This window comes from Streptomyces sp. NPDC059010 (assembly GCF_042740355.1).
In the GTDB taxonomy this organism is placed as follows: Bacteria; Actinomycetota; Actinomycetes; order Streptomycetales; family Streptomycetaceae; genus Streptomyces.
The window spans coordinates 91,885-104,338 of record NZ_JBHYJA010000007.1 but is presented as its reverse complement, the minus strand read 5'-3'; the positions used below and the strand labels follow the sequence as shown (position 1 = coordinate 104,338).

At 70.4% G+C, this 12,454-nt stretch carries 11 protein-coding genes; 7 read left to right on the top strand and 4 right to left on the bottom strand.

Annotated features, from left to right (window positions below):
- Window positions 1-17 precede the first annotated feature (17 nt).
- Entirely contained in the window at window positions 18-2,033 is a 2,016-nt protein-coding gene (locus tag ACFWYS_RS09270) for a TerD family protein (RefSeq protein WP_384765266.1), read from the bottom strand.
- 252 nt (window positions 2,034-2,285) lie between these two features.
- Between ACFWYS_RS09270 and ACFWYS_RS09265 the strand changes: the two genes are divergently transcribed.
- Window positions 2,286-3,059: an IclR family transcriptional regulator gene (locus ACFWYS_RS09265; RefSeq protein ID WP_384765264.1), complete on the top strand. Its 774-nt coding sequence runs from the start codon at window positions 2,286-2,288 to the stop codon at window positions 3,057-3,059.
- A complete protein-coding gene (locus ACFWYS_RS09260) occupies window positions 3,056-3,910 on the top strand; it encodes an SMP-30/gluconolactonase/LRE family protein (RefSeq protein ID WP_384765262.1) in 855 nt (284 codons plus the stop codon). The genes ACFWYS_RS09265 and ACFWYS_RS09260 overlap by 4 nt, the downstream gene beginning before the upstream one ends.
- A gap of 23 nt (window positions 3,911-3,933) precedes the next feature.
- Here ACFWYS_RS09260 and ACFWYS_RS09255 read toward each other — a convergent pair whose 3' ends face one another.
- From ACFWYS_RS09255 to ACFWYS_RS09245, 3 genes are read right to left on the bottom strand one after another with little or no spacing between them, the layout of a single operon-like run.
- Complete coding sequence (locus ACFWYS_RS09255; RefSeq protein WP_384765260.1) at window positions 3,934-5,358, bottom strand: FAD-dependent oxidoreductase; 1,425 nt, start codon at window positions 5,356-5,358, stop codon at window positions 3,934-3,936.
- Window positions 5,351-6,607 (bottom strand): MAB_1171c family putative transporter, encoded by a 1,257-nt coding sequence (locus tag ACFWYS_RS09250; protein ID WP_384765511.1) that lies wholly within the window; start codon window positions 6,605-6,607, stop codon window positions 5,351-5,353. Before ACFWYS_RS09250 ends, ACFWYS_RS09255 begins: the two co-directional genes overlap by 8 nt.
- 14 nt (window positions 6,608-6,621) lie before the next feature.
- A complete protein-coding gene (locus ACFWYS_RS09245; RefSeq protein ID WP_384765258.1) occupies window positions 6,622-7,242 on the bottom strand; it encodes a toxin-antitoxin system, toxin component family protein in 621 nt (206 codons plus the stop codon).
- A gap of 237 nt (window positions 7,243-7,479) precedes the next feature.
- On the opposite strand from ACFWYS_RS09245, the gene ACFWYS_RS09240 reads away from it, so the two are divergent.
- The 5 genes from ACFWYS_RS09240 to ACFWYS_RS09220 all read left to right on the top strand — a co-directional run bounded on the left by ACFWYS_RS09240 (window position 7,480) and on the right by ACFWYS_RS09220 (window position 12,443).
- Entirely contained in the window at window positions 7,480-8,835 is a 1,356-nt protein-coding gene (locus ACFWYS_RS09240; protein ID WP_384765256.1) for an extracellular solute-binding protein, read from the top strand.
- The gene (locus ACFWYS_RS09235; protein ID WP_384765254.1) at window positions 8,832-9,773 is read left to right on the top strand and encodes a carbohydrate ABC transporter permease; all 942 of its coding nucleotides are present in this window, start codon (window positions 8,832-8,834) and stop codon (window positions 9,771-9,773) included. The genes ACFWYS_RS09240 and ACFWYS_RS09235 overlap by 4 nt, the downstream gene beginning before the upstream one ends.
- On the top strand, window positions 9,770-10,603 hold the full coding sequence (locus tag ACFWYS_RS09230) for a carbohydrate ABC transporter permease (protein ID WP_384765252.1): 834 nt from the start codon (window positions 9,770-9,772) through the stop codon (window positions 10,601-10,603). The genes ACFWYS_RS09235 and ACFWYS_RS09230 overlap by 4 nt, the downstream gene beginning before the upstream one ends.
- The gene (locus ACFWYS_RS09225; RefSeq protein WP_384765250.1) at window positions 10,600-10,818 is read left to right on the top strand and encodes a hypothetical protein; all 219 of its coding nucleotides are present in this window, start codon (window positions 10,600-10,602) and stop codon (window positions 10,816-10,818) included. The genes ACFWYS_RS09230 and ACFWYS_RS09225 overlap by 4 nt, the downstream gene beginning before the upstream one ends.
- Window positions 10,819-10,925: 107 nt before the next feature.
- On the top strand, window positions 10,926-12,443 hold the full coding sequence (locus ACFWYS_RS09220) for an alpha-N-arabinofuranosidase (RefSeq protein ID WP_384765248.1): 1,518 nt from the start codon (window positions 10,926-10,928) through the stop codon (window positions 12,441-12,443).
- The last annotated feature ends 11 nt before the right edge of the window (window positions 12,444-12,454 follow it).

Genomic DNA, 12,454 nt, shown 5'->3' with positions numbered 1-12,454 from the left:
CTCCTTTTCGGTCGCCGCTACGCGCCGGCCGGCTCCTTGGCCGCGGCCCGCCGTGGTGCCGGCCGGTCCAGGTGGACCACCACCGTCGTGTAGAAGCGGTGCACCGCGTCGTCCACGCTGCGGATGAAGCCGGACTCGGCGTTGCCGCGGGTGCTGCCCATGCCCTTGAGGAGGGACAGCCGGAAGCCGGTGATCCGGGTCGCGTTGCTCTTCGGAAGCAGGTCCGCCGGTTCGGGCCGGAGGCGTTCCAGGGTGCCGCGGGGGCCGCCGGTCTCGCCCTCGACCAGGGTTTCCACATGGAGGTCGGCGGGCGCCTCGGCGAGACGGCGGACGAGGCGTTTGGCCCAGGTCAGGGGGTAGCCCTGGTCGGGGGACGGGATCTCGACGGAGGTTCGCAGCCTGCCGGTTCGCAGGTCGGCGCCGATCGTGAGCAGGCCCGGGGCGTTCTCGACACGGAGCTCCGCTTGGAGTCGCCCATCCCGGCACAGTTGGTCGGCCAGCTGAAGCCGGCGGGCTCCGGGGTCGGTGCCACGCCTGGTGCGCGGAGCGGGTAGCACCTTCTGTCCGAGTTCGCCGCCGAGCCTGAGACACACCTGGCGGATGAGACGCTCCCAGTTCTCGACCACCTCAAGGGCGCGCGGGTCGCCCAGACACAGGGTCTCGTCGCTGATGCCGTTGCGCACCGGCACCCAGGCCGAGCCCATGTTCTGGAACCCGTGGCAACCGGAGTTCTCGTGCTGAAGATAGTGCAGCAGTTCCTGGAGCAGCCAGGTGCGCGCCGCATTGCCGACTCCCTCGTGCCGGATCAACAGCTGTGCCTGATGAGCCACTTCGGCCCACGACAGGTGCCAGAGCGCCACCTTGTGCTTGCGTCGCCCGTCGATCTTGACGTCGACCAGTGGGCTGCCCTCCAGTGCCACGTCGTTCGACACGGTGATCACGGCCTCGTAGCCGCGCCGCGCCGCGATGTCCATGTAGGCCTGCACCTGGTCGGACTTGAGGGCGTTGCCGTTGGTCTTGGTCTCGACGAGTGCCGTCCACAGCTTCCCGGCACGCTCGATGCGGATCACTCCGTCGGGGCGCCGAGGCGTGTCGCCGTGCGGCAGGGACACCTCGGTGAACGTCTCCATACGACCGGACGGCGCCCCGAACGCGGCGGTGAGCCGTCGGCCGAACCGCGGCACCTGGGCCATGACCGACAACAGCACCGAAGTGGCACGCATCTCCCGGTCCCGGTCGCTCTTGAGAGCCGAGGCGGGAAAGAGCCTGGCGGACTTCCAGGAGTCGTTCTCCGCCAGGGACCTCTGCGGAGCGCTGGGCGGGGGGGTCTTCTTCTTCGCGGTGCGGGGCCGGGCGGCCCGTTTGCGCGGCCCGCCCTCGTCCACGGGCAGGCGGGGAGCCGGTACGGCATCCAGCGAGGCGGACGGGCTCGGCTCGGGAGCCGGGTCCAACGGCATACCGACCGGCTCGGCGTCTTCGGCCGGTGCGTCGTCCTCGATATCCACCCCGAAGTCCGTAGCCAACCCCGCCAGCCCCGAGTCGTACCCCTGCCCCACGGCCCGGAACTTCCACTCCTCCCCCCGCCGGTACAGCTCCCCGAAGATGATCGCGCTCACCTCGGCGGCGTCGGCGATGGCGAACCTGAGGAGGTTCTCGCCGGCCGCGTCGGCCAGGGTGACCTTCAGGTCCTCCAGTTCGCCGAAGCGGGCTTCGCCGTACCGGCTGGCGGCGACCACGACGCGCTCGACGTCGGCCGGGACCGCGGTCAGGTCGAAGCAGATCCGGTCCTCGTTGCCGTTCTCCGTCGGCGTCTTCCCCAGGAGCTGCACGCTGCCGTCGGCGGCCACCGGGTTGTTGTAGAAGTAGAAGTCGGCGTCGCTGCGGACCTTGCCGTTCGTGTCCAGCAGTAAGACGGACACATCGGCGTCGCCCTCACCGGTCGGGCTGCCCCAGCCCAGGCTGACGATCACCGAGCCGACGTCTTCGCTCAGCGCTTGCAGCGCAACGTTCGAGCCCTTTGTCATTTCATGCATGGAACCCCCCATGTCGCTCACCCGGGGGCACGCGCACGTGACCGCCCCAGGTGTCTCCCCGTACGGCAGAGTGTGACGTGCCGCACACGGGAAACGGTACTGGCCGGGGATCGCACGCGCGGAGCTTTCGAGCCGGTCCGCGCCGGGCCATTGCCGGGGGAAACGCAAGTTGAGTAGCCTGTGTTCGTTATCCCGATCGGCTGTTGAAATTTCGAACGCAGCCACACCGACATCCAAGGGAGGGGGCCGGACGTGGGACGCCTCGTACCAGCCGTGACCCGGGCTCTCGACATTCTTGAGCTCTTCCTCGACGGGGACGGCACGCTCTCCGCCCCCGACATAGTGCGCAAGCTCCAGCTGCCGCGCACCACCGTGCACGAACTGGTCACCACGCTCGCAGCCCGGTCGTACATCGTCCAGGTGCCGGGTCAGCCGGGACGGTACCGGCTCGGTGTACGGCCGTACCAGCTCGGCAGCCGGTACGCCGAGCAGCTCGACCTCGCGGCCGAGGGGCAGCAGGTCGCCCGGTCCGTCGCCGAGACCTGCGACGAGACCGTGCACGTGGCCATCCTGGAGGGCACGGACGTCATCTACATCGCCAAGGTCGACTCGACGCACGCGGTGCGGATGGTGTCGGCCGCCGGGCGGCGGCTGCCCGCGCACTGCACCTCCGTCGGCAAGATGCTGCTGGCCTCCCTTCCCGAGCCGGAACTCACCGCCCGGGTCCCCGACGGGGCCGAGCTGGTGCGCATGACACCCAACAGCATCACCGACCCCGTCGCTCTGCGCGAGGCCCTTGCAGGGATCCGTGAGCGGGGGATCGCCGTCGAGAGCCGGGAGTCCAACCCGGACGTGTCGTGCGTCGCCGCGCCGGTTCGGGACCGTACCGGGCAGGTCGTCGCCGCTCTGTCCATCTCCGTCCCCATGATCCGCTGGAGCGACGACCGGCGCGTCGAGCTGGAGCAGCTCGCCGCCAAGGGCGCCGCCGAGCTGTCGGAGCGCCTCGGGCACCGGAGCGTGGCGTGACGGCGGCGGCCGGGTACGAGGTCGCGGTACAGACGGACGCCGCGCTGGGGGAGGGGCCCACCTGGGACCCGGCCACCGGACGGCTGCTCTGGATCGACATCCTGCGGTCCCGGATCCACACCTACGACCCCGTCTCCGGACGTCGTTCGGTCCGTACGACCCCGCAGCACATCGGCGCCGTCAAGCCGCGCGTCGGCGGCGGCCTCGTCCTGAACCTCCGGGACGGTGTGGGACTGCTGGACCCGGACGACACCTTCCGCTGGCTGCACCACGAGCCGGTCCCCGGCCGCCGCGCCAACGACGCCGCCGTCGCACCCGACGGCGCCCTGTGGGCCGGCACCATGCGCTACGACGAGGCGCCGGGCGGCGGCACGCTGTCCCGGTTCACCGGTGACGGTGCGGCGCGCGTGGTTCTCGACGACGTCGCGGTGAGCAACGGCACGGGCTGGAGCCCGGACGGGCGCCTCATGTACTACGTCGACTCGCCGACCCGTCGCATCGACGTCTTCGACCACGCGGACGGGGAGGTCTCCGATCGGCGGCCCTTCGCCGAGATCGAGGACGGCGCCGGGTTCCCGGACGGGCTGACGGTGGACGCGGACGGGTGCGTGTGGGTGGCCCTGTGGGAGGGCTCGGCGGTACGCCGCTACACGCCGGCCGGCGAACTGGACCGGGTGATCCCCCTCCCCGTCCCCCGCGTCACGGCCTGCGCCTTCGCCGGTCCCGACCTGACCGACCTGTACATCACCACGGCCCGGGTCGGCCTCACCTCACCACCGCCCCTTGCGGGCTCGGTGTTCGTGGTACCGGGGGCGGGCAAGGGCCTGCTCCAACCGGCGTTCAAGGGCTGAGCCGACGCCGCTCCCCGGGGGGCCTACCGAACCCCCGCCGCCTTGAGCTCCTCCACCATCAACGGCGGCCCCGTCAATGCCGGCTTGAGCGGGCCGACCAGTGCGGCCAGCAGCATCGACGGGGCCAGCAGCACCGCAGCTCCACGCTCAAGGGACGTCACGTCCGTCACCCGGCGCGCGATCCGTCCGTTCCCCGTGGCCGTGTACAGGAGCCGGCCGACGTACGCCGCCAGCAGACGGTCGCGCAGGGTGGGGCCGTTCGGAGTCGCCCCGGGGTAGAAGACGTCCATGCCGAGGGCGAGGTCCCACGCCGCCGACGCCGGTCGGGCCACCGCCCGCTGGATCCGGCGGGACAGGCCGGGGGAACCCCAGCCGTGCCGTCGTACCGTGTCACGCAGGGCGACCGCGCCCTGGGCGGCCACCGACATGCCGTGCCCGTAGATCGGGTTGAGCGCGCACAGAGCGTCCCCGAGGACGGCGAAGTTCTCCGGCCAGGTCCGCATGCGCTCGTAGTAGTGGCGGCGGTTGGCGGTCGTGCGGGTGTACGCCACGTCGGTCAACGGCTCGGCGTGCGCGAGCAGTTCGGCGATGACCGGGTGGCGCAGGTCGTCGCGTGCATACCGTACGAAGTGCTCCGCGTCCGTGGGCGGTTCGCCGCCCCGGGAGCCGAAGAGGGTGACGATCCACCGCCCGTCCTCGATGGGCAGCAGCACGCCTCCGCACCCGGGCTTCCCGGCGCGTGGGTCCGGCTGGACGTTGACGACCGGGAACCCCTCGCGCGCCGCCTCGGGCGCGCGGAACACCCGGCTCGCGTACGCCACCCCGGAGTTGACCTCACGTCGTTCGACGGCCGGCAGCCCGAGGTCCGTCAGCCAGCCCGGCGCCCGCGAACCACGTCCCGTGGCGTCGACGACCAGGTCGGCGGAGAGGGTTCGCTCGGCAGGGCCGCCGTCGTGCAGGCCGTCGTGAACGCCGTCGCGCTCGCGGATACGTACGCCCGTCACCCCGGCCGCCGTACCGGTCGGCCCCAGCACCTCCACCCCCTCGACCACCTCGATGCGCTCGTCGGCGAGGACCGCCTCGCGCACCGTCGCGTCCAGCAGGTCCCGGCTGCACAGCAGCATGTGGTGCGACTCGGCCCACCGCCGGTACCAGCCGTACGGCGACAGCGCGACCATGTCGGTGGTCACCGGCAGCCGGTTCGCCCCCGCCTCCCGCAGCCGGTCGACGATGCCCGGCAGCAGGTCCTCCAGGGCGTGCGCGCCGCCCGACCACAGCTGGTGGACGTGCCGGGCCTGCGGCAGGCCCTTGCGCGGCTCGGGGCCGGATGGCAGTACGTCGCGTTCCACGACGGTGACTCGGTCGGCGACGTCGGCCAGCGCGCGGGCGGCGAGCATGCCGGTGAGGGAGCCGCCGAGGACGACGGCGGTGGTGGGGCGTTCAGTCATGTACGGGCACGTTCTCTGCTGGGGCGGCCGGAGCTGCCGTGTGGGCACGGACCGCCTCGATCTCGTCGGGGTGGCGAAGGGCTCGGGAGACGGCCCCGATCTCCTGGAGGAGATCCGCCGTGTCGGGGGTGCCGGCGGTTTCGGGGCCGTTGGCGCCGCTGCTGTCCGGCGCCCGGCTGCGGCGGTCGGCGGCGTCCTGGATGGTCACGGCGGCGGCGAGCGCCTTCGCGCGCGCGGGCGGCCGGCCGAGGGCGAGCGCGGCGTCGTACGAACGCCTGCGCAGTTCCTCGTCGATGTGCCGGGCCAGCGGCAGCAGTACGTCGCGGATGAAGGTCTCGCGACGGATCAGCCGCAGCTCGGGCGAGGCACGCAGCACGAACGGCACGCCGGAGCCGTTGACGGACTTCATCAGCAGGTACAGGGGCCGCAGTTCGTGGTGGGCGAGCCGGACCCGCCAGCGGTCGTGCAGATACTGGCCGGCGTGCGGGAGGATGAAGCCCACCGCGATCAGGATGGCCGACAGACAGGCGACCGGCGGCGCCAGGTCGGTGCTCAGCCAGTCCAGGTCGTTGCCCGTCCAGCGGGCGGTGACGGCGGTCAGTTTGGCCGCGTCGAAGATGAGGTTGAGGGCGTAGCCGACGCCCAGGAGCACCAGCCCCCAGCGCAGCCAGGCGTCGAGGCCGTCGGTGCGCACCCAGTTCCAGATCAGCCGGGACGTGATGAGGACGGCCGTGCAGTGCGCGAGCAGATAGAGCAGCGTCTCCTCGCGCATGAACGGCGTGTTGGCGTAGTACGTGTCCAGGTCCCGCACCCGCTCCACGGGCGCGTCCGCGAGGGCGAACAGCACCCACAGCGCGACGATCACACCCGAGTACGCGCAGATGACCAGGCGCATCGCGCGGCGGGTCTCGGCGCTGCGGTCGGACAGGCCGTTGCGCCAGGCGATGATCAGCAGCAGACAGGAGCCGCAGAACGCGGTGATGAGGGAGTAGACCAGGGGGGCCGCGAAGTTCGGTACGCCGGTGACGCGGTTGACCCATGCGATCGTCGCCGGGGCCGCGAAGACGAACACGGAGCAGGCGATCACCAGCAGGCCGCCGACGGCGCGCAGCAGCGGGTCGCGCCAGAGCCGGATGATGGTGGGCAGCTTGATCGCCAGGGCGGCGGTGAGGACCACGGTCGGGATCCAGAACGAGATCCACATCTCGCCGAGGACGCTGGAGGGATCCTGCGCCAGAGTGCCGTTCATCGCGAGAGTGCTGTTCACCGTGCCGACCTCCCGCTTCCGCGATAGCCCAGCGAACGCTGCAGCGGCCCGAGCGGTGTGTCCGTGTCGCGCCCGTCCCGTCCCGACAGCAGCGGCCGGAAGGCGGCGGCCAGCCGGTGCCCGAAGTCGTCGGCCTCGGCCTCGTCCCGTGCCCGGGAGCCGTCACGCGCGGCCACCGCGAGGGCGAGGTCCCGCCACGCGGGCCGGTCGGCGAGGGCGTGTGCGGCCGCCGTACCGGGGGTGTGGTGGTGTCCGTGCCCGGCGTGCAGATGCCACAGCTCATGGCCGAGGATGACCAGTTGCTGCACCGCCTCGGCCCGCTCCTCGACGATGACCAGGTCGAAGTCCTGGAACTCCACCCAGAGCCCGGTCACCTCGATCTCGTCGGGGAACCGCTCGAACCGCAGCTCGACGGGCCGTCCGCCGCGCCGCGCGCTCATCTCCGCGCACAGCGCGCGGCACAACTCGCGTATGTCGACCGGGGGGTGGGGTCCGGCCCGCAGGGCGGTGCTCAGATCGGCGGCCAGGTCGCGCATCGCCGAGGCGGTGGGAGAGCGCCGCAGCCGTAGCGCCGCAGCGACCCGGGCCGCTCTCCTGCGCAGGCCCGCGATGTCCATCACACCCCCTGTTCCTCCGCCGTCCGGCGGGCTGTTCGAGCCTACGCGTCCCGATGTGTCCGCGTCATGCGGTACGGCGACCGTTGTTCAACCGCCAACGACCGTTGTCCCTCGGAATGCGTGCACCAGCCATTGCGCGAGGCGCTGCCCGGGGCATTGACTGGAAAGCGCTTTCCCTCTACGGTCCCGTTCGAAGTTACGTGCAAAATTCGATATCTCGAACAGTTAGGGCAGGGAATGGGACGACCTGGCCTGAACCGCAGGCAACTTCTGGCCACAGCGGGCGGATTGGCCGTCGCCGGCAGCTTCGGGTTCGCGGCCCTCGGCACCGGCGCCGACGCGCTCGCCTCCGGTGCCCGTACCCGGGTGCGGTACTGGAACCTCTTCAGCGGCGGCGACGGCGCCAACATGATCGCGATGCTGGACGCCTTCCGCAGAGCCGCCCCCGACATCGACGTGAAGGACTCCACGCTCCAGTGGGGCAACCCCTTCTACACCAAGCTCGCCATGGCAGCCGCCGGAAACCGCGCCCCGGACCTCGGCGTCATGCACCTCGGCCGGGTCCCCGGCTTCTCGCCCGGCCGCCTCCTGGACCCCTGGGACGTCGGCCTGCTCGCCAGGTACGGCGTACGGGAACAGGACTTCAACCCCAGGCTGTGGCAGCGCGGCATCGTGGACGGCAAGCTGTACGCCCTTCCGCTCGACATCCACGTCCAGCTCTGCTTCTACCGCAAGGACGTGCTGAAGAGGGCGGGCCTGCTCGGCGGCGACGGCCGGATCGTGCCGGTCACCTCGACCGACGACTGGTTCGGTGTGCTCAAGGAGGCCAAGAAGGCCACCAAGAAGGGCCTGCAGACCATCGGCCTGTGGGTCAACGACCAGAACTTCCAGTGGTGGTTCTTCCTCGCCTTCTACACCCAGCTCGGCGGCACCTGGTTCGACACCGCCCAGCGCGAGGTCACCTTCGACACCGACAAGGCCGTCCAGGTCCTGGAGTTCCTGCGCCGGCACATCACCGACGGATACGCCGACCCGGCCCTGGGCTCCGTCAACGCCGAACAGTTCATCAACGGCGCCCCCTTCGCCTGGGAGGGCAACTGGTCGGTGCCGGTCTACTCCGGAGCGAAGCTGGACTACGGGGCGATCCCGCTGCCGCCCGTCTTCGGCGGGCAGGCCACCCACGCCGAGTCCCACTCCTTCGTCCTGCCCCACCAGTCCGACCGCGGCGGCGCCACGAACGAGGCGGCCCACCGGCTCGCCGCCTACGTCGTCACCCACGCCCAGCAGTGGGCGGCCGGCGGCCACATCCCCGCGTACACGCCGACCCTGTCCACACCGGCGTACCGGAAGCTGGACCCGCAGAGCGAGTACGTCTCCGCCATGGACCACCAGGCCACCGAGCCGAAGGTGTGGTTCGCGGGCTCCACCGGCGTCCTCGCCCAGCGGATCGGCCCGATCGTCGTCTCCTCGACGCTGGGCTCCGCGGGGCCGGACGCCGTGGCCCGCCGGATGAAGCGGGAGCTCACCACGCTGCTCGCGATGAAGAACCCCATGGACGGCAGGACCGCCGCGCAGGGAGGTACGGCCGCATGACCACCAGCGCCGAGACGGTCCTCGCACCGGCACGCGCCACCACCGCCGCCGACAGCGCCACCCTCCGCCGGGGGCAGGGCTTCCAGCACGGCGGCTGGTTCGTGGCGCCGTTCCTGGTCCTGTTCACCCTGTTCGTGATCTGGCCGCTGCTGCGCGGCGTCTACCTCAGCTTCACCGACGCCAACATCTCGGGCGAGGCGGCCAGCTTCGTCGGCCTCGACAACTACCGCGAGGCTCTCAAGGACCCGCTGATGTGGGACGCGCTGGGCCACAGCGCCTACTTCACCCTCCTGGTCGTCCCCTGCATCACGGTCCTGGCCTTCCTCCTCGCGATGCTCGCCCACCACATAGAGCGCGGCAAATGGCTGTGGAGGCTCTGCTTCTTCGCTCCCTTCCTCCTCCCGTCCACGGTCGCGGGCAACCTGTGGCAGTGGCTGTTCAACCCCGGTACGGGAATGATCAACCACGTCTTCGGCATCGAGACGCCCTGGCTGACGGACAAGTCGTACGCGATGCTCGCCATCGTCATCACCACCCTGTGGTGGACCGTCGGCTTCAGCTTCCTGCTCTACCTCGCCGCGCTCCAGTCCATCCCCGACCACCTCTACGAGGCCGCCAAGCTGGACGGCGCGAACGCCTGGCACCGCATGGTCCACATCACGCTGCCGATGCTGCGCAACATCACCGGCCTCGTCATCGCCCTGCAGATCCTCGCCTCGCTCCAGGTCTTCGACCAGGCCGTCGTGATGATGGACTTCAGCCCCGGACCGGAGAACTCGACGCGCACCTTCGTCCAGTACACCCTCGAAGAGGGCTTCACCAGCTACCGCGTGGGCTACGCCTCCGCGATCTCCATCATCTTCTTCGTGCTCATCGCGGCCGTCGCCCTCGTGAGGATGTGGCTGCTGCGCAACCGTGAGGAGGGCGCGGCCCGATGACGACCAAGGCGTGGACCCCGAGCCAGATCATCCTCACCCTCCTCGGTACGGCCGTCTCCGTCGTGTTCCTCGCCCCCTTCGCCTGGGGCCTGTTCACGTCCCTGAAGTCGGAGACCGAAGCCGTCGAGGTCCCTTCGCACTGGCTGCCGCAGGACTGGACGGGCCAGGCGTGGACGGCTCTCTTCGAGACCGGCAACATCACGAACTGGTTCATCAACTCCCTCGTGGTGTCGGTGTGCGTGACATCCGTCGTCCTGCTGGTGAGCGCGCTGGCCGGATACGGCTTCGCCCGCACCGAGTTCCGCGGCAAGGGCGTGCTGATGGGCGTGGTGATGGCGGGCCTGATGATCTCCCCGGCGGTGCTCGGCGTACCGCTGTTCACCACGGTCCAGCAGATGGGGATGGTCGACACCTACTGGGGCATGATCCTCCCCCAATGCGCCCCCGCCGCGATGGTCTACATCCTCTACAAGTTCTTCCAGGGCATCCCGCGCGAGCTGGAGGAGGCCGCGTTCATCGACGGCGCCGGCCGCTGGCGGGTCTTCTTCACCATCGTGGTCCCGCTCGCCCGCCCCTCCCTCGCCGCGGTCGGCATCTTCACCTTCATCGCCTCGTGGAACAACTTCCTGTGGCCCTACATGGTGACCAACAACCCCGACCTGATGACCATGCCGAACGGCATCGCGACCGTCATGAACTCCTACGGCATCCAGTGGGCCCAGCTCATGGCCGGCGGCCTGATGGCGGGCCTGCCGCTGATCGTCGTCTTCGTCTTCTTCCAGCGGCAGATCGTGGCGGGCGTGGCTCACACGGGTTTGGCGGGACAGTGAGAGCACGCAGAGCACTGACGGCCGCAGGTCGCGCCGCGCTGGCGGCGGCCATCCTGGCCCTTCTCCCCAACACGGCCCAGACGACGGCGAGTCACCCCGACCCGCAGCCGATCACCGGCCGGCAGATCATCCACGACCCGACCGTCATACGCACACCCAAACCGGGCCTGAACCAACTGCGCCGGACGGCCAACGGCTGGCCGATCGCCCTCTAGGGGCGCGGGGCTGTGTCCGATATGCGGCTCCGCCGCGCGGGCGCGACCAGCCCCCACAATCCCGCAGCCGCCAACGAAACAAGAACCACCCCTCTGGAAAGGCGACCATGCACAACACGGCCCGCTTCACCCTCGACCCGGCCTTCACCGTCGGCGAAGTCAACCCCCGCCTCTTCGGCAGCTTCGTGGAACACCTCGGCCGCTGCGTCTACACCGGCATCTTCGAACCGGACCACCCCACAGCCGACGAGAGCGGCCTGCGCCAGGACGTCCTCGGCCTCGTCCGCGAACTCGGCGTCACAGCCATCCGCTACCCCGGCGGCAACTTCGTCAGCGGCTACAAGTGGGAGGATTCGGTGGGCCCCGCGGAAGACCGCCCCCGCCGCCTCGACCTCGCCTGGCACTCGACGGAGTCCAACCGCTTCGGACTCTCCGAGTACATCGACTTCCTCCGCAAGGTCGGCCCCCAGGCCGAGCCGATGATGGCCGTCAACCTCGGCACGCGGGGCGTCGCGGAAGCCCTCGAACTCCAGGAGTACGCCAACCACCCCGAAGGCACCGCCCTCTCCGACCTCCGGATCGCCCACGGCGACAAGGACCCGTTCGACATCCGGCTCTGGTGCCTCGGCAACGAGATGGACGGCCCGTGGCAGACCGGCCACAAGACGGCCGAGGAGTACGGCCGTATCGCCGCCGAGACGGCCCGCGCCATGCGCCAGATCGACCCGAGCGTCGAACTCGTGGCCTGTGGCTCCTCCAGCCAGTCGATGCCGACGTTCGCCGAGTGGGAGGCGACGGTCCTGAAGGAGACGTACGACCTGGTCGACTACGTCTCTCTCCACGCCTACTACTGGCCCGAGAACGGCGACGTCGACTCCTTCCTCGCCTCCGCCGTCGACATGGAGTCCTTCATCGAGAACGTCGTCGCGACCTGCGACCACGTCGGCGCCCGCCTCAAGTCCAAGAAGAAGATCAACCTCTCCTTCGACGAGTGGAACGTCTGGTACCTGCCCGAGTGGGAGGAGCACGCCAAGACGTTCGAGCAGAACGACTGGCCCGAGGCACCCCGCCTCCTGGAGGACAATTACAGCGTCATGGACGCCGTCGTCTTCGGCTCGCTCCTCATCGCGCTGCTCCGCCACGCCGACCGCGTCACCGTCGCCTGCCTCGCGCAGCTGGTCAACGTCATCGCCCCGATCATGACCGAGCCGGGCGGCCCGGCGTGGCGCCAGACGACGTTCTTCCCCTTCGCCCAGGCGTCGCAGTACGGCCGCGGTCAGGTCCTGGACGTCCGCGTGGACTCCCCGACGTACGAGACGAAGAAGTACGGCGAGGCCGACCTGCTGCACGCCACCGCCGTACGCGCCGACGACGGCACGGTCACCGTCTTCGCGGTCAACCGCAGCCGCACCGAGGCGCTGCCGGTGGAAGTCGCCCTGAACGGCCTCGACCTGACGACGGTCGTCGAGCACAGCGCCCTCGCGGACGCCGACCCGGACGCCCGCAACACCCTGGACGACCCCGAGCGGGTCGCTCCGCACCAGGTCGAGGGCACGACGCTGACGGACGGCCGTCTCACCGCCGTACTGGAACCGATGTCGTGGAACGTGATCCGGCTGCGCTGAGGTATCCGCAT

Bases quoted from the DNA above. Each gene is read 5' to 3' on its own strand.
- ACFWYS_RS09270 (WP_384765266.1), bottom strand. From the start codon at position 2,033: ATGCATGAAATGACAAAGGGCTCGAACGTTGCGCTGCAAGCGCTGAGC.
- ACFWYS_RS09255 (WP_384765260.1), bottom strand. From the start codon at position 5,358: ATGACTGAACGCCCCACCACCGCCGTCGTCCTCGGCGGCTCCCTCACC.
- ACFWYS_RS09250 (WP_384765511.1), bottom strand. From the start codon at position 6,607: ATGAACGGCACTCTGGCGCAGGATCCCTCCAGCGTCCTCGGCGAGATG.
- ACFWYS_RS09245 (WP_384765258.1), bottom strand. From the start codon at position 7,242: ATGGACATCGCGGGCCTGCGCAGGAGAGCGGCCCGGGTCGCTGCGGCG.
- ACFWYS_RS09240 (WP_384765256.1), top strand. From the start codon at position 7,480: ATGGGACGACCTGGCCTGAACCGCAGGCAACTTCTGGCCACAGCGGGC.
- ACFWYS_RS09235 (WP_384765254.1), top strand. From the start codon at position 8,832: ATGACCACCAGCGCCGAGACGGTCCTCGCACCGGCACGCGCCACCACC.
- ACFWYS_RS09230 (WP_384765252.1), top strand. From the start codon at position 9,770: ATGACGACCAAGGCGTGGACCCCGAGCCAGATCATCCTCACCCTCCTC.
- ACFWYS_RS09220 (WP_384765248.1), top strand. From the start codon at position 10,926: ATGCACAACACGGCCCGCTTCACCCTCGACCCGGCCTTCACCGTCGGC.